Origin of the sequence: Mycobacterium sp. ITM-2016-00316, assembly GCF_002968335.2 — a bacterium.
Classification (GTDB): Bacteria; Actinomycetota; Actinomycetes; order Mycobacteriales; family Mycobacteriaceae; genus Mycobacterium.
This window is the reverse complement of sequence record NZ_CP134398.1, coordinates 5086828-5105581: the sequence shown is the minus strand read 5'-3', so window position 1 is coordinate 5105581 and position 18754 is coordinate 5086828. Positions and strand designations below refer to the sequence as shown.

Here is an 18754-nt window from a genome sequence, read left to right as displayed (position 1 = left end):
CAAAGGGGCGGGATGACGCAGTCGGAAACCACGGAGGAGCCACAACTTCGGCGGGTGATGGGCCCGGGGCTACTGCTGCTGTTCGTGGTGGGCGACATCCTCGGCACGGGTGTGTATGCCCTGACCGGACAGGTTGCCAAGGAAGTCGGTGGCGCGGCGTGGCTTCCCTTCCTGGTGGCCTTCCTGATCGCCACGATCACCGCGTTCAGCTATCTGGAGCTGGTCACCAAGTATCCGCAGGCCGCCGGCGCAGCGCTATACGCGCACAAGGCCTTCGGCATCCAGTTCGTCACCTTCCTGACGGCCTTCGTGGTGATGTGCTCCGGAATCACTTCCGCCTCAACGGCTTCCCGGTTCTTCGCGGCCAATTTCTTCACCGCCTTCGACATCGACTGGGGCAAGGTCGGTGTGGTGGTCATGGCGCTGCTGTTCATGGCGCTGATTGCGATCGTGAATTTCCGCGGCGTAGGTGAGAGCGTCAAGCTCAATGTGGTCCTCACCATCGTCGAGATCACCGGCCTGGCCATGGTGATCCTGGTGGGCGTCTGGGCGTTCACCGGTGGCGGCGCCGATGTCGACTTCGCCCGCGTCGTCGCCTTCGACACCCCGTCCGACAAGGGCACCTTCCTGGCGGTGACGACGGCGACCTCGCTGGCCTTCTTCGCCATGGTCGGCTTCGAGGACTCGGTCAACATGGCCGAGGAGACCAAGGACCCGGTGCGCATCTTCCCCAAGGTGCTGCTGACCGGGTTGGGAATCGCCGGCGTCGTCTACGTCGTGGTCGCCATCGTCGCGGTCGCACTGGTACCCGTCGGCGTCCTCGCCGACAGCGAGACCCCGCTGATCGAGGTCGTCAAGGCGGGGGCTCCCAACCTGCCGATCGAGACGATCCTGCCCTTCATCTCGATGTTCGCGGTGGCCAACACCGCGCTGATCAACATGCTGATGGCCAGCCGGCTCATCTACGGCATGGCGCGCCAGCACGTCCTGCCACCGGTGCTGGGCACCATCCACCCCCAACGGCACAGCCCGTGGGTGGCCATCATCTTCACCACGCTGATCGCGTTCGGCCTGATCTTCTACGTCACGGCGGTCGCCAACAGCAGTGCCATCGCCGTGCTCGGCGGCACCACCTCGCTGCTGCTGCTCGCGGTGTTCGCGATGGTCAACGTCGCCGTGCTCGTGCTGCGCCGCGATGTCCAGGCCGCGGGCGGGCACTTCCGGACGCCGACGGTGCTGCCCGTCATCGGGTTCATCGCCTCGGCGTATCTGGTGCTGCCGTTCTCCGGGCGCCCCGCACAGCAGTACGTGCTGGCCGGGATCCTGATCGTGATCGGGATCGTGCTGTTCGGCATCACCACCCTGATCAACCGCCAGCTCGGTATCCGCGGTAAAGGCATCCTCGATCCGACGCACTTGAGCGACTCCCCGTAGCCGGCTCGTAAGCTGTGTGTTCGTGACGATCCCGAATGTTCTGGCCAACCGCTACGCCAGCGAGGAGATGACGGCCATCTGGTCGCCCGAGGCGAAGATCATCGCCGAGCGCCGACTGTGGCTGGCGGTGCTGCGCGCGCAGTCCGAGCTCGGCGTCCCGGTGCCCGACGGTGTCGTGCAGGACTACGAGCGGGTGCTGGAGAACGTCGACCTGGGCTCGATCGCCGCGCGGGAGCGGGTCACCCGCCACGACGTGAAGGCCCGCATCGAGGAGTTCAACGCGCTGGCCGGCCACGAGCACGTGCACAAGGGCATGACCAGCCGCGACCTCACCGAGAACGTCGAGCAGCTGCAGATCCGCCGATCACTGGAACTGGTCTTCGCCCACGGTGTGGCGGTGGTGGCGCGGCTGGCCGAACGCTCGATCGTGTACCGCGACGTGGTGATGGCCGGGCGCAGTCACAACGTCGCTGCGCAGGCCACCACACTGGGAAAGCGGTTCGCCTCGGCCGCCGAGGAGATGCTGCTGGCGCTGACCCGGCTGCGCGAGCTGATCGACCGGTACCCGCTGCGCGGAATCAAGGGCCCGATGGGCACCGCCCAGGACATGCTGGACCTGTTCGACGGTGACACCGCCCGGCTCGCCGAACTGGAACGGCGTGTCGCCCAATTCCTGGGATTCACAGATGTTTTCACCAGCGTCGGGCAGGTCTACCCGCGTTCGCTGGATCACGATGCGGTATCCGCTCTGGTGCAACTCGGCGCCGGTCCGTCCTCCTTCGCGCACACCATCCGGCTGATGGCCGGGCACGAACTCGTCACCGAGGGGTTCGCTCCGGGCCAGGTCGGTTCCTCGGCCATGCCGCACAAGATGAACACCCGGTCCTGCGAGCGGGTCAACGGCCTGCAGGTGGTGCTGCGGGGCTACGCGTCGATGGCGGCAGAACTGGCCGGCGCCCAGTGGAACGAGGGTGACGTGTTCTGCTCGGTGGTGCGTCGCGTCGCACTGCCCGACGCGTTCTTCGCCGTCGACGGCCAGATCGAGACCTTCCTGACCGTGCTCGACGAGTTCGGCGCCTACCCCGCGGTGATCCAGCGTGAACTCGATCGCTACCTGCCGTTCTTGGCCACCACCCGCATCCTCATCGCGGCTGTCCGCGCCGGCGTGGGCCGGGAGTCCGCGCACGAGGTCATCAAGGAGCATGCGGTCGCGGTGGCGCTGGCCATGCGGGAAAAGGGCCAGGAGCCCGACCTGCTGGACCGGCTCGCCGCCGATCCGCGGCTGCCGCTGGACCGGGTGGCCCTGGATGCGGCGCTGGCGGACAAGGAAGCGTTCACCGGTGCCGCCGGCGCGCAGGTCGACGATGTGGTCTCCGCGGTCGATGATCTGGTCGGCCGCTACCCCGAGGCGGCCAAGTACACCTCGGGTGCCATCTTGTGACATTGGCCGACCTCACCGACCTCGACAACTTCGCCGGCGGTTTTCCGCACGATCTGTTCGAGGTGCACCGCCGTGAGGCCCCGGTCTACTGGCATGAGCCCACCGAGCACACCCCGGACGGGGAGGGCTTCTGGTCGGTGGCGACCTACGCCGAAACACTTGCCGTGCTGCGTGATCCGGAGACGTACTCGTCGGTGACCGGCGGAAGCCGGCCGTTCGGCGGCACCCTGCTGCAGGATCTGTCCGTCGCGGGCCAGGTGCTCAACATGATGGACGACCCGCGGCATGCACAGATCCGCAGGCTGGTCAGTTCGGGGCTGACACCCCGGATGATCGCTCGGGTCACCGATGATCTGCGCGGCCGGGCCCGGACCCTGCTGGACGCTGTCGAGCCCGGTGTCGCGCTGGACTTTCTCGTGGAGGTGGCCGCGGAGCTGCCCATGCAGATGATCTGCATTCTGTTGGGTGTTCCTGAATCCGAACGGCATTGGCTCTTCGAGGCGATCGAGCCGCAGTTCGACTTCGGCGGCGCCCGCTCGGCGGAGGTCGGGCAGCTGTCGCCCGAAGAGGCCGGAACGCGGATGTACGAATACGGTCAACAGCTGATCGCGGCCAAACGCGCCGCGCCGAGCGATGACATGTTGTCGGTGGTGGCCAATGCCTCCGATGCGGACCTGTCTGAAGTCGAGCTCTACCTGTTCTTCAGTCTGCTGTTCAGTGCCGGGGCGGAGACCACCCGCAACTCGGTGGCCGGGGGCCTGCTGGCGCTCATCGAGCACCCCGAGCAGATGCGCCGCCTGCGCGGCGACCCGGAACTGCTGCCGTCGGCGATCGAGGAGATGGTGCGCTGGACGACACCGTCACCGTCGAAACGACGCACCGCCACGCGTCCGGTGACCTTGGGTGGACGCGCTATCGAGGCGGGGCAGAAGGTGCAGATCTGGGAGGGTTCGGCGAATCGGGACCCGGCGGTGTTCCAGGATCCTGATGTCTTCGATATCGCGCGTAAGCCCAATGCGCACTTGGGGTTCGGTCATGGCGCGCACTACTGCCTGGGCGCCAACCTGGCGCGCCTCGAGCTGCGGGTGCTGTTCGGGGAACTGTTGCCCCGGTTCCGCAGCGCGCGGCTGGTCAGGCCGGTCGAGTGGACCCGCAGCAATCGGCACACCGGGATCCGGCACCTGTTCGTCGAATTCGACTGATCGCTACTCTCGCAGATATGGACTTCGGCCAGAATGACAACCTCCGAGTCTCCAATGCCGACCGCGCACACGTGAGCGGACTGCTTGAGCGCGCGGTCGCCGACGGCATGATCACACTCGACGAGTTCGCCGACCGCACCGACGCCGCGCTGGCCGCCCGCACCCGCGGTGAGCTGCGGGCCGTGCTGGTGGACCTGCCCGATATGGACCTGCACGCCGCGCAGGCGCCGGTCGCCCGCAGCAGCGCACAGCCGGAGGCGCTGGGCGGCTGGATGACGTCGATCGTTCGGCGCGGCCCGTGGACGGTGGCGCCGGTGCTCAACCTGAACACCCGGATGTGCAGCACCACCCTGGACTTCACCTCGGCGGTGCTGCCCGGACCGGTCGTCGAGGTCAACATCGACGACTACCTGAGTTCGACGGAGCTCATCGTGCCGGCCGGGGCCACCGCGGACCTCAACGGCGTCGACGCCATCGCCGGCAGCGCCACCGTCAAGGTGCGCAACCTCCGCCAGCCCGATCAGCTGCACGTCATCGTGCGCGGCAAGGTCAGGATGGGGTCGGTCAGCGTGCGGCACCCGTTCGGGAGCTGGCTGCGGCGCCTGCACGGCGGCTGATCGCGAACTCGATCTCGGCGATCACCCGCTCCGGGTACTCGGTCAGGTCCAGCCAGGTGAAACGCAGCACCTGGTAGCCCATCAGCGCGAGTTCGTTCTGCTTGACCCGATCCCGTTGGAAGGCTTCGGGATCGGTATGGAATGCCAGCCCGTCCACCTCGACGGCGATCTTCAGGTCACGGAAGAGGACGTCGATCTCCCAGCGGCCGAGGCGCTGGTTGGCCTTCCATCCGGTGATGCGTGCCTGCCGCAGCAGACCGACCAGGAGCCGTTCCGCCTCGGAGTGCGCCCCGCTGTCGGCGGCCCGCAACAGTCTGCGCGCCGCCGGCGAACCGTGCCGGCCCTTGTTGCGCAGGTGAGCACCCCAGAGATCGCGCAGTTCCAACAGATGTCGTTGCAGTGCCGCGTCGATGATCTTCATGCCGCCACCCCGGCGGGCGGCTGCCTCCACGACCGTCAGCGGTAGAGCGGTCACCCGCAGGCCCTGGCGCGTCACGCAATCGGCGGGGTCCAGGTCGCGGCGGCGGGTGCGGATGCCGTACCTCTTGGGTGGATCGCACGCTTTGGGCACGGTGACGTCCACGGTGGCGGGCGGAAACTTCGTCAGCTCCAACCACCAGGCCGCCGTCATGCCGCTTGCCGTCGCGCGTGGACCGCAACCCCACACCGCGGCCCGGATCCGCGCACGGTCGGTGAACAGACGATCATCGACTAAATACACCCCGGGTGAGCAGCGCAGCCAGTGCCCGGAGCGGACCCTGCGGTACACCGCTTGGCGGCTCAATCCGGCCTGCTGCGCCTGGGCGAGGGTGATGACTCCGTCCTGGTCGCGGAGGTAGTCGTCGAGCATGCTCTCTTGGACGCGATGCCCGGCCGAACGGTTCCACCGTCTGCGATTTGTGTGAGATCTGTAACGGTGGTCGTTACGGATATCGCACAAATCGCCGGGCTCAGAGCTTCAGGCCGGCCGCACGGATCTCCAGCAGCGCCAGGCCGCGGATGGCCGGACGGTCGTCGCGGCGCCAGGCCCCGATCGGGTCGGGGTCGATGGCGGTGAGCTTGGCCAGCGGCCGATTGGCCAGTGCCCGCATCGCCAGCAGTTCCTGTCCGGCGTGCGTGGAGGCCAGCGTCAGCACCGTGAGCTTGCGCCGGAAGAACCGCAGGCGCAGGAACAGCCAGGGCATGACGACCGCCAGGATCGGGGTGGCCGCGACCGCCAACGCGAGCACCCAGGCCAGCCAGGTCGCGGTGCTGTCCAGGCTCTGACCTGCGCCGGCGATCTCCCCGGCGGCGTCGCTGGCGGCGCGCAGCGGTCCGGCCAGCGCATCGCCGATCAACGGGAAGTCATCGGCGCTGTCACCGGCGGAGTTCAGGTTGCCCGCGACCCCGTCGGCGCCGTCCTGCACCTGGCGGCCCACTTCGGCGATGGTGGATACCGCCGTGTAGACCGCACTGCCCACCATCACCCAGATCACCGTCCAGATGAGGACGGTGACGTCGCTGACAAGCTGGGCCAGCAGGCGACCGGGCCGGGTGGCATAGGGCAGGTACCGCAATCTCATGGCATCGATCCCAGCACATAGGGTGAGTCAATGCGCCCCGCTCTGACCGACTACCGGCATCTGGCCAGCGGCAAAGTTCGCGAGCTGTACCGCATCGATGACGACCACTTGCTGTTCGTGGCCAGTGACCGCATCTCGGCTTTCGACCACATCCTGGACACCGAGATCCCGGACAAGGGCCGGATCCTGACGGCGATGAGCGTGTTCTTCTTCGATCACCTCGGCGTCGCCAACCACCTGGCGGGCCCGCCCGACGACGACCGGATCCCCGAGGAGGTCCTGGGTCGGGCTCTTGTGGTCCGGGCGCTGGAGATGCTGCCGGTGGAGTGCGTGGCGCGCGGCTATCTGACCGGTTCCGGGTTGATCGACTATCGGCAGTCCGGATCGGTGTGCGGGATCGCGTTGCCGGCCGGGCTCGGCGAGGCCAGCAAGTTCGACGAGCCGCTGTTCACTCCGGCCACCAAAGCCGAACTGGGCGAGCACGACGAGAACGTGTCCTTCGACGCGGTGGTCGCACTGGTCGGTGCGCAGCGGGCAGCGGAACTGCGCGAGGCGACGCTGCGGATCTACCTCAAGGCCGCCGAGCATGCTTTGGGCAAGGGAATCATCGTCGCCGACACGAAGTTCGAGTTCGGTGTGGATGTCGATGGTCAGCTGGTGCTGGCCGATGAGGTGCTCACCCCGGATTCGTCGCGGTACTGGCCGGCCGACAGCTACCGGCCCGGGGAGGTGCAGCCCAGCTATGACAAGCAGTTCGTCCGCAACTGGCTGACCGGCCCCGACTCGGGCTGGGACCGCCACGGTGATTCCCCGCCGCCACCCCTGCCCGCCGAGATCGCCGCGGCCACCCGTGCACGTTATATCGAGGCCTACGAACGCATTTCCGGGCTCAGCTTCGACGATTGGATCGGTGCATGACCTCAGCTCCTGTCGCCAAGCGGGTCGAGCATCGCCGCGAGCATCACGGCGATGTCTTCATCGACCCCTATGAGTGGCTGCGCGACAAGTCCAGCCCCGAGGTGATCGCCCATCTGGAAGCCGAGAACGCCCACACCGAGGCCGCCACCTCGGCACTGGCGCCGTTGCGGCAGAAGATCTTCGACGAGATCAAGGCACGCACCAAGGAAACCGACCTTTCGGTCCCGACCCGTCGCGGTCAATGGTGGTACTACGCCCGCAGCTTCGAGGGGCAGCAGTACGGGGTACACGCCCGTTGCCCGATCAGCGACCCGGATGACTGGACCCCGCCGGAACTCGACGAGAACACCGCGATCCCGGGTGAGCAGATCCTGCTCGACGAGAACGTCGAGGCCGAGGGCCACGAGTTCTTCTCCCTCGGCGCGATCAGCGTCAGCGTCGACGGCAACATCCTGGCCTTCTCGGTGGACGTCAAGGGCGATGAGCGCTACACCCTGCGCTTCAAGGATCTCCGGACCGGTGAGCTCTACGAGGACACCATCACCGGTATCGGCGCCGGCGCGACCTGGGGCGCAGACAACCACTCCGTGTATTACGTCACGGTCGACGAGGCGTGGCGGCCGGACACGGTGTGGCGTCACCGCCTGGGGTCCGGTCTGCCCGCGCAGAAGGTGTATCACGAAGCCGACGAACGCTATTGGCTCGGCGTCGGGCGCACCCGCAGCGACAAGTACATCATCATCGCCGCCGGCAGTGCGGTCACCTCCGAAGTGCGCTACGCCGATGCCGCGGACCCCGACGCCGAGTTCACCGTGGTGCTGCCGCGCCGCGATCAGGTGGAGTACGCCGTTGAGCATGCGGTGGTCGGCGGCGAGGACCGCTTCCTCATCCTGCACAACGACGGGGCGGTGAACTTCACCCTGGTCGAGGCTCCGGTCAGTGACCCGAGCGCGTTCCGCACGCTCATCGAGCACCGCGAGGATGTCCGCCTCGACGGTGTCGACGCATTCGAGAGTCACCTGGTGGTCAGCTACCGCCGCGAGGCGCTACCCCGAATTCAGTTGTGGCCCATCGCCGCGGACGGCAGCTACGGGGAACCACAAGAGATCACCTTCGAATCCGAGCTGATGTCGGCGGGGCTCAGCGGTAACCCGAACTGGTCCTCACCGAAGCTGCGGGTGGGCGCGGTGTCCTGGGTGATCCCGGTGCGGATCTACGACCTGGACCTGGTGACGGGCGATCGGACGCTGCTGCGCGAGCAGCCGGTGCTGGGGGACTACCGCCCCGAGGAATACGTCGAGCGCCGGGACTGGGCGGTGGCTCCCGACGGGGCCAGGATCCCGATCTCGATCGTGCACCGCGCGGGGCTGGCGTTCCCGGCCCCGACGCTGCTGTACGGCTACGGCGCCTACGAATCATGTGAGGATCCGCGCTTCTCGATCGCCCGGTTGTCGCTGCTGGACCGGGGAATGGCGTTCGCCGTCGCCCATGTGCGCGGCGGTGGTGAACTCGGCCGGCCGTGGTACGAGGACGGCAAGCTCCTGCACAAGCGCAACACCTTCACCGATTTCATCGCGGTGGCAGAACATCTCGTGCTCACCGATCTGACCCGTCCGGCCAACCTGGTCGCCCTGGGTGGCAGCGCGGGTGGTCTGCTGGTCGGCGCGGTGCTCAACCTGGCCCCGCACCTGTTCGCCGGTGTGCTGGCCCAGGTACCGTTCGTCGACCCGCTCACCACGATCCTGGATCCATCGCTGCCGCTCACCGTCACCGAGTGGGACGAGTGGGGAAACCCACTGGAGGACAAGGATGTCTACGAGTACATGAAGTCGTACTCGCCATACGAGAACGTCGCATCCCTGGACTATCCGGCGGTGCTGGCGATGACCTCGCTCAACGACACCCGGGTGTACTACGTGGAGCCAGCCAAATGGGTTGCGGCCCTTCGGCACGCGCAACTGGATCCGGTGGCCGGCGCAACCCGGGTGCTACTGAAGACCGAGATGGTGGCCGGGCACGGTGGTATCAGCGGTCGCTATGAACGCTGGAAGGAAGCCGCCTTCCAGTACGCCTGGCTGCTGGCGACCGCGGATCCGGAGAATCACGGCGACGGGCAGGTGGGCAGCCTGTTCGGTGGTCCGCGCGGCTGAGATCCATCTAGGCGCTGTCAAGATCGCAGTTATGATGGCGCGATGAGCAAGCCGAGTTACCACCACGGCGACCTGAGGGCGGTGATCCTGGCCGAGACGGCCAAGCTGGTGGCCGAGCGCGGCGCCGACGGTGTCTCGTTGCGCGAACTCGCCCGTGCTGCCGGGGTGTCCCACGCGGCCCCGGCGCACCACTTCGGGGATCGGCGCGGACTGTTCACCGCTCTGGCCACCGAGGGGTTCCGGGTTCTGACAGCCGAACTGACCGACGCCCGGCCCGAGTTCATCGACGCGGCGAAGGCCTACGTGCGGTTCGCCCTGGCGCACCCCGGTCACTTCGAGGTGATGTTCGACAAGTCGCTCTACGACGCCGCCGACGAGCAGGTGCAGCAGGCGTCGGCGGCGGCGTACCTGGAACTGAACCGCGGCGTCGGCACACTCGCCGACCCGCACGCCGCGGCCGACCCCGAGGGCGCCGCCCTTGCGGCCTGGTCGATGGTGCACGGATTCGCCCAGCTCTGGCTCAACGAGGCCGTCGACACCGCCGGTGACCCGATGGCTGCGGTCGAGCGGCTGGCGGCAATCCTCTTCGACGGCTAGCGTCGATCCGGTGAGCCTCAACCAGATTCCGCTGACCACCCTTGACGGCAAGGACACCACGCTCGGCGAATTGTCCGAAGGCGCAACGCTGGTGGTGAACGTCGCCTCCAAATGCGGTCTGACCCCGCAGTACACCGCGTTGGAGAAGATCGCCAAGGACTACGCCGACCGTGGTCTGACCGTCGTCGGTGTGCCGTGCAACCAGTTCATGGGCCAGGAGCCGGGTAGCGCCGAGGAGATCCAGACCTTCTGCTCCACCACCTACGGTGTGACCTTCCCGCTGCTGGCCAAGACCGATGTCAACGGAGACGAAAGACACCCGCTCTACACAGAACTGACCAAGGCCGCCGATGCCGACGGGCAGGCCGGTGATATCCAGTGGAACTTCGAGAAGTTCCTGGTGGCCCCGGATGGTGACGTGGTCAAGCGGTTCCGTCCACGCACCGAACCGGATGCGCCGGAGGTGATCGCGGCCATCGAGGCCGTCCTGGGCACATAGCGGAGCCGAATGCTCACTTCGTGTCCGGGTGTACGCAACCATCGTGACATCTGATGTTGCGACACTGAAGTACGTGACCGCAGAGCTGATCGTCTCGATCTCCGGGATCAGGGACCGCACGCTGCCCGCCGTCGACACCTTCTGCGAGGAACTCGACGCTCGCGGTGTGCCGGCGTCCTTTCTGGTGGCTCCCCGCCTGAAAGGTGACTACCGGCTGGAGCGCGACCCCGCGACGTTGTTCTGGCTGGCCGAGCGCCGCGCCGCCGGGGATGCCGTCGTGCTGCACGGTTATGACGAGGCGGCGACCAAGAACCGCCGCAGCGAATTCGCCACCCTGCAAGCGCATGAGGCGAATCTGCGGCTGATGGGTGCCGACCGGGTGATGGAACACCTGGGTTTGCGCACCCGGTTGTTCGCGGCGCCCGGCTGGGCGGTTTCCGAGGGCACCGTCATGGCGCTGCCGCGCAACGGCTTCCGACTGCTGGCCGGACTGAGCGGTGTCACCGACCTGGTGCGCGACAGCACCGCCCCGGCGCGGGTACTCGGCATCGGCGCAGGATTCCTCACCGAACCTTGGTGGTGCCGCACCCTGGTGCTGTCGGCCGAACGCACCGCGCGCCGCGGCGGCACGGTACGGCTGGCGGTCTCGGCCCGTCAGCTGCGCCACGCCGGGCCTCGGCAGGCCGTCTTCGACGCCATCGACCTGGCACTCATGCACGGCTGTGTCCCGGAGACCTACCGCTGGGAGGCGGATCCCGCCCTCACCGACGCCGCCTGAGACTAAGTTGTCGGCATGGCCGATGCCGATGTGATCGTGGTGGGAGCGGGGCTGGCCGGACTGGTCGCCGCCGCGGAACTGATCGAGCGGGGCCGGCGCGTCCTGATCGTCGACCAGGAGAATGCCGCCAACCTGGGTGGTCAGGCCTTCTGGTCGTTCGGCGGGCTGTTCCTGGTGGACAGTCCCGAGCAGCGCCGCCTCGGCATCAAGGACAGCCATGAGCTCGCCCTGCAGGACTGGCTGGGCAGCGCCGGTTTCGACCGCGAGGAGGACCACTGGCCGCGGCAGTGGGCGCACGCCTATGTGGATTTCGCGGCCGGGGAGAAGCGCAGCTGGCTGCGTGAGCGTGGGTGGGAGACCTTCGCCATGGTCGGTTGGGCCGAACGCGGCGGCTACGGCGCACTCGGGCACGGCAACTCGGTGCCCCGCTTCCACATCACCTGGGGCACCGGGCCGGCGCTGGTCGACATCTTCGCGCGCCGGCTGCTGGGTCAGCCCAGGGCGAGGTTCGCCCACCGGCACCGCGTCGACGAGTTGATCGTCGAGGACGGAGCGGTGACCGGCGTCCGCGGCACCGTACTGGAACCCAGCGATGCCGCGCGCGGCGTGGCGTCGTCGCGGGAATCCTTGGGGGAGTTCGAGTTCCGGGCCCAGGCGGTGATCGTCGCCAGCGGCGGCATCGGCGGCAACCACGATCTGGTGCGCAAGAACTGGCCGCCGAGGATGGGACGCGTCCCGCAGCAGCTGCTCTCCGGTGTGCCCGCACATGTCGACGGCCGGATGATCGGCATCAGCGAGACCGCAGGCGCCCGCGTCATCAACAGCGACCGGATGTGGCATTACACCGAGGGCATCACCAACTACGACCCGGTGTGGCCCAGCCACGGCATCCGCATCCTGCCGGGCCCGTCGTCGCTGTGGCTGGACGCCACCGGTAAACGGCTGCCGGTGCCGCTGTATCCCGGGTTCGACACCCTGGGCACGCTGGAACACATCACCACCACCGGCCAGGACTACACCTGGTTCGTGCTCAACGCCCGCATCATCGCCAAGGAATTCGGCCTGTCCGGGCAGGAGCAGAACCCCGACCTCACCGGCCGCAGCGTCAAGGCGGTGCTGGCCCGCGGACGCGACGGCGGTCCGGCGCCGGTACGGGCCTTCGTCGACAAGGGCGTGGACTTCGTTACCGGCAACTCGCTGCGCGAACTGGTGACCGCGATGAACGCCGTGCCCGGTGTCGAGCCGCTGGACTACGCCACCGTCGAAGCCGAGGTGACCGCCCGTGACCGCGAGGTGGTCAACAAGTTCACCAAGGACAGCCAGATCACCGCGATCCGGGCGGCCCGCGAGTACCTACCCGACCGCATCGCGCGGGTGGTGGCCCCGCACCGTCTCACCGATCCGAAGGCCGGACCGCTGATCGCGGTGAAGCTGCACATCCTGACCCGGAAATCGTTGGGCGGACTGGAAACCGACCTGGACTCACGGGTGCTCAAGGGCGACGGATCGGTGCTCGACGGGCTGTATGCCGCCGGGGAGGCCGCCGGTTTCGGGGGCGGCGGCGTGCACGGCTACCGGTCCTTGGAGGGCACGTTCCTGGGCGGCTGCGTGTTCTCGGGCCGCGCGGCAGGCCGGGCCGCGGCCCGGCAGACCGCCTGAGGACCCGCGGCCAGCACCGCCAGGCAGACCGTCGCGGACGCCAGGAACACCGCACCGATGTTGTCGGTCAGGTAGTGCAGGTCGGTGGCCGCCATGCTCAGCCCGCCGATCGAGATGACCACGCCGGCGATGACCATCAGCCACACCCGGTAGCCGGCGGCGAGCACCAGCATGGCCATCACCGTGATGACGACGGTGGTGTGCCCGCTCGGGTAGGCCAGCGCCTCGCCCTTGTAGCGGCCGAACAACGGTTTGAGCAGCCGGGTCGCGATCACCGAGAGCACCGGGCAGAGCGCCACCACCACGGCCAGCCGCCACCGCCTGCGCAGCAGTGCGACCACCACGGCCACCGCGAGGGTCACCATCATCGCCAGACCCCAGCTGAAATAGAGCATCCAGTGTGGATCGGGGCCGAACACCCGCTGCATCACCCGCAGTGCCCAGTCGTCGAACGCGGTGGACCCGTGGCCGACCACGAGCCCCAGCAGCACCATCGCGGTGATACCGATGGGCGGCCACCACAGCAGCAGAGTGCGCGGCCTCAGAACGCGGTTCCCTTCTCCGCGTCGAGCACCTGGAAGTCGGTGTCGGTCATCTCCGAGAGTCGGCCGTAGTAGATGCCGCGGGCCGACGGTTCGACGATGCCCTGGTGAATCGGGACGGCCCGGGCCGGCGCCACCGCCCGCAGGTAGTCGACGGCCTCGGAGATCTTCATCCACGGTGCCGCCGCGGGGACGGCGAGCACATCGATCGCCTCGTCGGGCACGAACAGGGCGTCGCCGGGGTGCATCAGCCGGGCCGGGTGGTCGGCGTCGCCGATGAGGTAGGACGTGTTGTCGATCACCGGGATTTCCGGGTGGATCACGGCGTGGGTGCCGCCGACACCGCGCACCGAGAGGTGCCCGACGGTGAATGCGTCCCCGGCGTGCACGGCCTGCCACGGCTCGCCGAGCTGGGCGGCGGTCTGCGGGTCGGCGTACAGCTTGGCCTGCGGATTGGCGTCCAGCAGGGCGGGTAGTCGCTCGGTGTCGGCGTGATCGGGATGCTGATGGGTGATCAGGATGGCGTCCAGGCCAGTGATGCCCTCGAAACCGTGCGAGAAGGTGCCCGGATCGAACAGCACCGTGGTCTGGGCGCCGTCGCCGGTGGCGAAGCCTGCCAGCAGGCACGAGTGGCCGAAGTGCGTCAGTTGCATGGCTCCATTGTGGCCCGAGACGTCGCCGGTAGAGTTATGACCGACCAAGACCGGTCCGAAACGAAGGAGTCCACGTGGCCCGCGTCGTAGTGCACGTGATGCCCAAGGCTGAGATCCTCGACCCGCAGGGGCAGGCGATCGTCGGCGCGCTGGGCCGTCTCGGCCATGGTGGTGTCGCGGATGTCCGTCAGGGCAAGCGGTTTGAACTCGAGGTCGACGATTCGGTGTCCGATGAGGCACTCAACGAGATCGCCGAATCGCTGCTGGCCAACACCGTCATCGAGGAGTTCTCGGTAAGTCGGGAGAATTCGTGACCGGCAAAATAGGGGTCATCACCTTCCCCGGCACCCTCGACGATGTCGACGCCGCGCGGGCGGTGCGCCTCGCCGGTGGGGAGGCCGTCAGCCTGTGGCACGGCGATGCCGACCTCAAGGGTGTCGACGCGGTGGTGGTGCCCGGCGGGTTCTCCTACGGCGACTATCTGCGCTGCGGCGCGATCGCCAAGTTCGCCCCCGTGATGGGTTCGGTCGTGGAAGCCGCCGGTCGCGGCCTGCCGGTGTTGGGGATCTGCAACGGTTTTCAGGTGCTGTGTGAGGCCGGGCTGCTGCCGGGTGCGCTGACCCGCAACGCCGGGCTGCACTTCATCTGCCGCGACGTGTGGCTGGCGGTCGCCTCGAATTCGACCGCCTGGACCACGCGCTACGACACGGGTGCGGATCTGCTGGTGCCGCTGAAGTCCGGCGAGGGCCGCTACGTGGCCGCCGAGTCGGTGCTCGACGAGCTCGAGGGCGAGGGCCGGGTGGTCTTCCGCTACCGCGACAACCTGAACGGTTCCATGCGCGGTATCGCCGGCGTGAGCTCGGCCAACGGCCGGGTGGTCGGGCTGATGCCGCACCCCGAGCACGCCACCGAACCGCTCACCGGCCCCTCCGATGACGGGCTCGGCCTGTTCTACTCCGCGCTGGATGCGGTGCTGACCGCGTAAACCTCAGCGGTTCAGCGAGACCGAGGCCTCCGCGGTGTAGGACAGGAACGTGAAGGTCTCCTGCAGGTACAGCTGGATGCTGTCGGCATCGTGGGACAGGTAGCCGATGCACACGTCGGTGCCCAGCTGCAGATCGAAATCGCCTCCGCGGGTGGACAACACGAACGCGCCGTCGATGGCCGGCGCCCAGATGATCTCGCCGTCCACCAGCCGGTTGAGATGCTCGCGGATCGGATAGCCGTTGACGGTGGTCTCGCTGACCTGTGTGTACACGTCGGCGGAGAGCAGCACGCTGTAGGGCCCGTCGACACCGGCGAGCCGCAGCTCCGAGAGCGCCTGGCTGATGATGTCGGGCATCTCCCGCGGATCGGCGGGCAGCGCGAGATTGGGGCACGAACTCGACGTGCGGATGCCCTCGATCGAGGCCGCCGGGTAGCCCTCGAAGATCGCGCGGTCCTCGGCGAACGCCAGCTTCTTGGCGGCGTCCTTGACCGGATCCCAGTCCGAGTCCTGCGAACCGCGCTCCACATCGTCGACGTCGCGGCGGCGCACGCTGAACGGCACCCGCAACCGCACCAACGGCTTGGACTCCCGCAGATGCGCGATGACCCCGTCGCCGGGTGAATCGACATCGCGCAGGTGTCCGGTGCTCACGGCGGCGGTCACCGAGCCACCGGGCTCGCTGACGTCGACCACCCGGCGGCCCGCGATATGACGTTTGAAGGTCCGGGTGGCCTCCTGCTCGATCTCGGCCCAGGCCACCTCGGTGATGGGGGCGAGGTCGCGGTACAGGTTGTTCATTGCGGGGTTCCTTTCAGGCTGCCGATCGCAAGCGAGTAATCCGACGCCTTGGCTTCGGCCGGGGCTTCCGGGATCGGAAGGGGCGGCGGGTCATCCAGGAAATCGACGGTGGGGACGAAGAACATCCCGCCGGTGACGGCGGTGGAGAAATCCAGGATCCGGTCGGTGTTACCGGGCGGGTCGCCGATGAACATGTTGGTCAGCATCCGCTCGGTGACCGCCGGTGTGCGCGAATAACCGATGAAGTAGGTGCCGTACTCGCCCTTGCCGACGGTGCCGTAGGGCATGTTGCGGCGCACGATCTTCAACTCGTTGCCGTCCTCGTCGGTGATGACGTTCAGCGCGATGTGCGAATTGGCCGGCTTCACGTCGTCGTCCATCTCGATATCGTCGAACTTGGTGCGCCCGATCACGTTCTGCTGCTCGTCGACCGACAGGGCCCGCCAGGCCGACATGTCATGCACGTAGCGCTGAACGTGCACGTAGCACCCGCCCGCGAAATCGGGATCCTCGGCGCCGATCACGGTGGCATTGTCGGCGGTCGCCCCGGTGGGGTTCTCGGTGCCGTCGACGAAACCGAGCAGATCGCGGTTGTCGAAATAATTGAAGCCGTGCACCTCGTCGACGACCGTCACCGCATCGGCCATCGCCTCCATGAGCCGGCCTGCGAGTTCGAAGCAGACATCCATCGTCTCGGCGCGGATGTGCCACAGCAGATCTCCCGCGGTGGCCGGTGCGTGATGGCGCGGCCCGTCCAGCGGGATGAACGGATGCAGGCCGGCCGGCCGGGGCCCGGCGAACAAACTGTCCCAGGCCTGCGAGCCGATCGATGTCACCACCGACAGCTTCTTGCTCGGGTCGCGGAATCCGATGGCGCCGACCATGCCCGAGATCTCGGGTAGCGCGTCGTGGACGGTCTGCTCGCCGCCGTCATCGATCGTGGCGACCAGAAAGATGGCCGCCGACGTCAGCGGATCGACTATCTGTTGCGGCAGCGGATCCGGCACAAAGCGACCCTAGCGCCACCGGCCTTCGCCGCGCGGGTCAAGATACAAAGATGGCAGCTAGCCCCCAGGGTCTGTGTGAGTTCATCGACGCGTCGCCGTCGCCGTACCACGTGTGCGCCACCGCGGCGCAGCGGCTGACGGCCGCGGGATACCGCGAACTGTCCGAGGCGGACGCCTGGCCCGCTGCCGGCAGGTTCTTCACCGTCCGCGCCGGTTCGCTGGTCGCCTGGGACTCCACCACCGCGGAGGTGCCGTTCCGGATCGTCGGCGCGCACACCGACAGCCCGAACCTGCGGGTCAAACAGCACCCGGATCGGGTGATCGCCGGCTGGCAGGTGGTGGCGCTGCAGCCCTACGGCGGAGCGTGGCTGAACTCCTGGCTGGACCGCGATCTCGGGATCAGCGGCCGGCTCTCGGTGGTCTCCTCGGACTCGGTCGAGCACCTGCTGGTCCGGGTCGACGACCCGATCCTGCGGGTCCCGCAGCTGGCGATCCACCTGTCCGAGGACCGCAAGGGCGTCAGCCTCGACCCGCAGCGCCACGTCAACGCGGTGTGGGGCGTCGGGGATCGGCGGTCCTTCCTGGGATACGTCGCCGAACGGGCCGGGGTCGACGAGTCCGAGGTGCTCGGCTTCGACCTGATGACCCATGACCTCACCGCATCGGCGATCACCGGGGCCGACGGGGATTTCGTCAGCGCACCCCGGCTGGACAACCAGGCCACCTGTTACGCCGGGCTGGAAGCGCTGCTGGCCGCACCCGCCACCGCGTTCGTGCCGGTGCTGGCGCTGTTCGACCACGAGGAGGTCGGCTCGCAGTCCGATCACGGCGCCCAGTCCGATCTGCTGCTGACGGTGCTGGAGCGCATCACCCTGGCCGCCGGGGGTGGGCGGGAGGACTTCCTGCGCAGGCTGTCCGAGTCGATGGTGGCGTCGGGGGACATGGCGCACGCCACCCATCCCAACTATCCGGAGCGGCATGAGCCCGGCCATCAGATCGCGGTGAACGGTGGGCCGGTGCTCAAGGTGCAGCCGAATCTGCGTTACGCCACCGACGGCCGGACGGCGGCGGCGTTCGCCCTGGCCTGCCGGCAGGCCGGTGTGCCGCTGCAGCGCTATGAGCATCGCGCCGATTTGCCGTGCGGGTCCACCATCGGCCCGATGACCGCGGCGGGCACCGGTATCCCGACCGTCGATATCGGCGCCGCGCAGCTGGCCATGCACTCGGCGCGCGAGGTCATGGGCGCGGCCGATGTGGCGGCCTACTCGGCGGCGCTGGCGGCCTTCCTCGCTCCGGCTTAGGGCACATCGATGGTGGTGGTGACCGCCACCAGCTGCGGGTCGGTGGGGGCCGAGGAGAAGCCGAACCGCACCGGTGGATCCAGGTCGGCCAGCCCGCCCAGCGGCACCGCGCCGAACTGCCCGGACAGTGCAGCGATGCGCCGCGCGCGTCGCACCCCGTAGTACTCGCGTCGCCCGCCGCCCGCGGTGCCTGCGGTGTGCACCCCCGGCACCAGCAGCCCGGCGACCGGATTGATGACCCGCAGCCACCAGGGCGCGCTCGCCAGCGGACCGGGAACCAGGCGCAGCAGCCGGTCGAACCGCGCCGGGCCGCCCAGCTCCGCGGTGACGTCGAGGTCCGCCGCGGTGACGGTGAGCCGATCGGCCGCCAGCTCCGCGGTGACCGCGCCGACCCGGACGTCGTCGAATGCATAAGTGGCCGAGACGAACTCGGCGACCTCGGTGGTGGGTGCGACCAACAGCCGCCGATCGTCGGCGGTCTGGACCATCACATCGGCGAAGGCCCCGAACGGAGAGGACTGCCACACGCCGACCACCATCCGGATACCCGCATCGGTACCGAAGCCGGCGATATGGCCGCTGAAGACACGTCGGGTGCGCACATGTCG

At 68.2% G+C, this 18754-nt stretch carries 20 protein-coding genes; 13 read left to right on the top strand and 7 right to left on the bottom strand.

Translation table 11 applies throughout. The annotated features are described in order from the left end of the window. Positions 1-12 precede the first annotated feature (12 nt). Genes C6A86_RS24670 through C6A86_RS24655 form a run of 4 tightly spaced genes read left to right on the top strand, consistent with a single transcriptional unit; the run spans position 13 to position 4694 of the window. Positions 13-1434: an APC family permease gene (locus C6A86_RS24670; RefSeq protein ID WP_105365211.1), complete on the top strand. Its 1422-nt coding sequence runs from the start codon at positions 13-15 to the stop codon at positions 1432-1434. A 22-nt stretch (positions 1435-1456) separates the two neighbouring features. Next, positions 1457-2875, top strand: coding sequence for an adenylosuccinate lyase (gene purB, locus C6A86_RS24665; RefSeq protein ID WP_105365222.1), 1419 nt, complete (start codon positions 1457-1459; stop codon positions 2873-2875). Continuing rightward, a complete protein-coding gene (locus C6A86_RS24660) occupies positions 2872-4077 on the top strand; it encodes a cytochrome P450 (RefSeq protein ID WP_199196344.1) in 1206 nt (401 codons plus the stop codon). The genes purB and C6A86_RS24660 overlap by 4 nt, the downstream gene beginning before the upstream one ends. Before the next feature lie 17 nt (positions 4078-4094). Next, the gene (locus tag C6A86_RS24655) at positions 4095-4694 is read left to right on the top strand and encodes a DUF1707 domain-containing protein (RefSeq protein ID WP_105365213.1); all 600 of its coding nucleotides are present in this window, start codon (positions 4095-4097) and stop codon (positions 4692-4694) included. On the opposite strand, the gene C6A86_RS24650 is transcribed toward C6A86_RS24655, so the two are convergent. Next, positions 4642-5544: a type IV toxin-antitoxin system AbiEi family antitoxin domain-containing protein gene (locus C6A86_RS24650; protein ID WP_105365214.1), complete on the bottom strand. Its 903-nt coding sequence runs from the start codon at positions 5542-5544 to the stop codon at positions 4642-4644. The genes C6A86_RS24655 and C6A86_RS24650 overlap by 53 nt on opposite strands. Positions 5545-5644: 100 nt before the next feature. Then, entirely contained in the window at positions 5645-6256 is a 612-nt protein-coding gene (locus C6A86_RS24645; RefSeq protein ID WP_105365215.1) for a hypothetical protein, read from the bottom strand. 30 nt (positions 6257-6286) lie between these two features. On the opposite strand from C6A86_RS24645, the gene C6A86_RS24640 reads away from it, so the two are divergent. From C6A86_RS24640 to C6A86_RS24615, 6 genes are all read left to right on the top strand, one after another. Next, positions 6287-7174, top strand: a complete 888-nt coding sequence (locus tag C6A86_RS24640) for a phosphoribosylaminoimidazolesuccinocarboxamide synthase (RefSeq protein WP_105365216.1) — start codon at positions 6287-6289, stop codon at positions 7172-7174. After that, positions 7171-9324, top strand: coding sequence for a S9 family peptidase (locus C6A86_RS24635; protein WP_311100906.1), 2154 nt, complete (start codon positions 7171-7173; stop codon positions 9322-9324). The genes C6A86_RS24640 and C6A86_RS24635 overlap by 4 nt, the downstream gene beginning before the upstream one ends. 42 nt (positions 9325-9366) lie before the next feature. Beyond that, positions 9367-9921 carry a TetR/AcrR family transcriptional regulator gene (locus C6A86_RS24630; protein WP_105363514.1) on the top strand — a complete coding sequence of 185 codons (555 nt, stop codon included), beginning with the start codon at positions 9367-9369 and terminating at the stop codon, positions 9919-9921. A 10-nt stretch (positions 9922-9931) separates the two neighbouring features. After that, complete coding sequence (locus C6A86_RS24625) at positions 9932-10420, top strand: glutathione peroxidase (protein ID WP_105363513.1); 489 nt, start codon at positions 9932-9934, stop codon at positions 10418-10420. 73 nt (positions 10421-10493) lie between these two features. Beyond that, positions 10494-11198: a DUF2334 domain-containing protein gene (locus C6A86_RS24620; RefSeq protein ID WP_105363517.1), complete on the top strand. Its 705-nt coding sequence runs from the start codon at positions 10494-10496 to the stop codon at positions 11196-11198. Between the two features lie 15 nt (positions 11199-11213). Next, entirely contained in the window at positions 11214-12857 is a 1644-nt protein-coding gene (locus tag C6A86_RS24615; RefSeq protein ID WP_105363512.1) for an FAD-binding dehydrogenase, read from the top strand. Here the strand turns inward: C6A86_RS24615 and C6A86_RS24610 are convergent. Together C6A86_RS24610 and C6A86_RS24605 are read right to left on the bottom strand one after the other, a co-directional pair. Next, positions 12770-13351 carry a hypothetical protein gene (locus C6A86_RS24610; protein ID WP_105363511.1) on the bottom strand — a complete coding sequence of 194 codons (582 nt, stop codon included), beginning with the start codon at positions 13349-13351 and terminating at the stop codon, positions 12770-12772. The two genes, C6A86_RS24615 and C6A86_RS24610, sit on opposite strands and share 88 nt — an antisense overlap. A 47-nt stretch (positions 13352-13398) precedes the next feature. After that, entirely contained in the window at positions 13399-14052 is a 654-nt protein-coding gene (locus C6A86_RS24605) for an MBL fold metallo-hydrolase (protein WP_105363510.1), read from the bottom strand. A 74-nt stretch (positions 14053-14126) separates the two neighbouring features. Here C6A86_RS24605 and purS point away from each other — a divergent pair, with 74 nt between their 5' ends. Both purS and purQ read left to right on the top strand, forming a co-directional pair. Next, entirely contained in the window at positions 14127-14366 is a 240-nt protein-coding gene (purS, locus tag C6A86_RS24600; protein WP_057167889.1) for a phosphoribosylformylglycinamidine synthase subunit PurS, read from the top strand. Next, on the top strand, positions 14363-15037 hold the full coding sequence (gene purQ / locus C6A86_RS24595) for a phosphoribosylformylglycinamidine synthase subunit PurQ (RefSeq protein ID WP_105363509.1): 675 nt from the start codon (positions 14363-14365) through the stop codon (positions 15035-15037). The genes purS and purQ overlap by 4 nt, the downstream gene beginning before the upstream one ends. A 3-nt stretch (positions 15038-15040) precedes the next feature. Here purQ and C6A86_RS24590 read toward each other — a convergent pair whose 3' ends face one another. Then, a complete protein-coding gene (locus tag C6A86_RS24590; RefSeq protein ID WP_105363508.1) occupies positions 15041-15838 on the bottom strand; it encodes a family 1 encapsulin nanocompartment shell protein in 798 nt (265 codons plus the stop codon). Then, entirely contained in the window at positions 15835-16845 is a 1011-nt protein-coding gene (locus tag C6A86_RS24585) for a Dyp-type peroxidase (protein ID WP_105363507.1), read from the bottom strand. The genes C6A86_RS24590 and C6A86_RS24585 overlap by 4 nt, the downstream gene beginning before the upstream one ends. A gap of 50 nt (positions 16846-16895) precedes the next feature. Here C6A86_RS24585 and C6A86_RS24580 point away from each other — a divergent pair, with 50 nt between their 5' ends. After that, positions 16896-18146, top strand: coding sequence for a M18 family aminopeptidase (locus C6A86_RS24580; protein ID WP_105363506.1), 1251 nt, complete (start codon positions 16896-16898; stop codon positions 18144-18146). On the opposite strand, the gene C6A86_RS24575 is transcribed toward C6A86_RS24580, so the two are convergent. Further along, positions 18143-18748 carry a hypothetical protein gene (locus C6A86_RS24575; RefSeq protein ID WP_233213013.1) on the bottom strand — a complete coding sequence of 202 codons (606 nt, stop codon included), beginning with the start codon at positions 18746-18748 and terminating at the stop codon, positions 18143-18145. The two genes, C6A86_RS24580 and C6A86_RS24575, sit on opposite strands and share 4 nt — an antisense overlap. Between the last annotated feature and the right edge of the window lie 6 nt (positions 18749-18754).

Bases quoted from the DNA above. Each gene is read 5' to 3' on its own strand.
- C6A86_RS24670 (WP_105365211.1), top strand. From the start codon at position 13: ATGACGCAGTCGGAAACCACGGAGGAGCCACAACTTCGGCGGGTGATG.
- C6A86_RS24655 (WP_105365213.1), top strand. From the start codon at position 4,095: ATGGACTTCGGCCAGAATGACAACCTCCGAGTCTCCAATGCCGACCGC.
- C6A86_RS24650 (WP_105365214.1), bottom strand. From the start codon at position 5,544: ATGCTCGACGACTACCTCCGCGACCAGGACGGAGTCATCACCCTCGCC.
- C6A86_RS24645 (WP_105365215.1), bottom strand. From the start codon at position 6,256: ATGAGATTGCGGTACCTGCCCTATGCCACCCGGCCCGGTCGCCTGCTG.
- C6A86_RS24640 (WP_105365216.1), top strand. From the start codon at position 6,287: ATGCGCCCCGCTCTGACCGACTACCGGCATCTGGCCAGCGGCAAAGTT.
- C6A86_RS24635 (WP_311100906.1), top strand. From the start codon at position 7,171: ATGACCTCAGCTCCTGTCGCCAAGCGGGTCGAGCATCGCCGCGAGCAT.
- C6A86_RS24630 (WP_105363514.1), top strand. From the start codon at position 9,367: ATGAGCAAGCCGAGTTACCACCACGGCGACCTGAGGGCGGTGATCCTG.
- C6A86_RS24615 (WP_105363512.1), top strand. From the start codon at position 11,214: ATGGCCGATGCCGATGTGATCGTGGTGGGAGCGGGGCTGGCCGGACTG.
- C6A86_RS24610 (WP_105363511.1), bottom strand. From the start codon at position 13,351: ATGGTGCTGCTGGGGCTCGTGGTCGGCCACGGGTCCACCGCGTTCGAC.
- C6A86_RS24605 (WP_105363510.1), bottom strand. From the start codon at position 14,052: ATGCAACTGACGCACTTCGGCCACTCGTGCCTGCTGGCAGGCTTCGCC.
- C6A86_RS24590 (WP_105363508.1), bottom strand. From the start codon at position 15,838: ATGAACAACCTGTACCGCGACCTCGCCCCCATCACCGAGGTGGCCTGG.
- C6A86_RS24580 (WP_105363506.1), top strand. From the start codon at position 16,896: ATGGCAGCTAGCCCCCAGGGTCTGTGTGAGTTCATCGACGCGTCGCCG.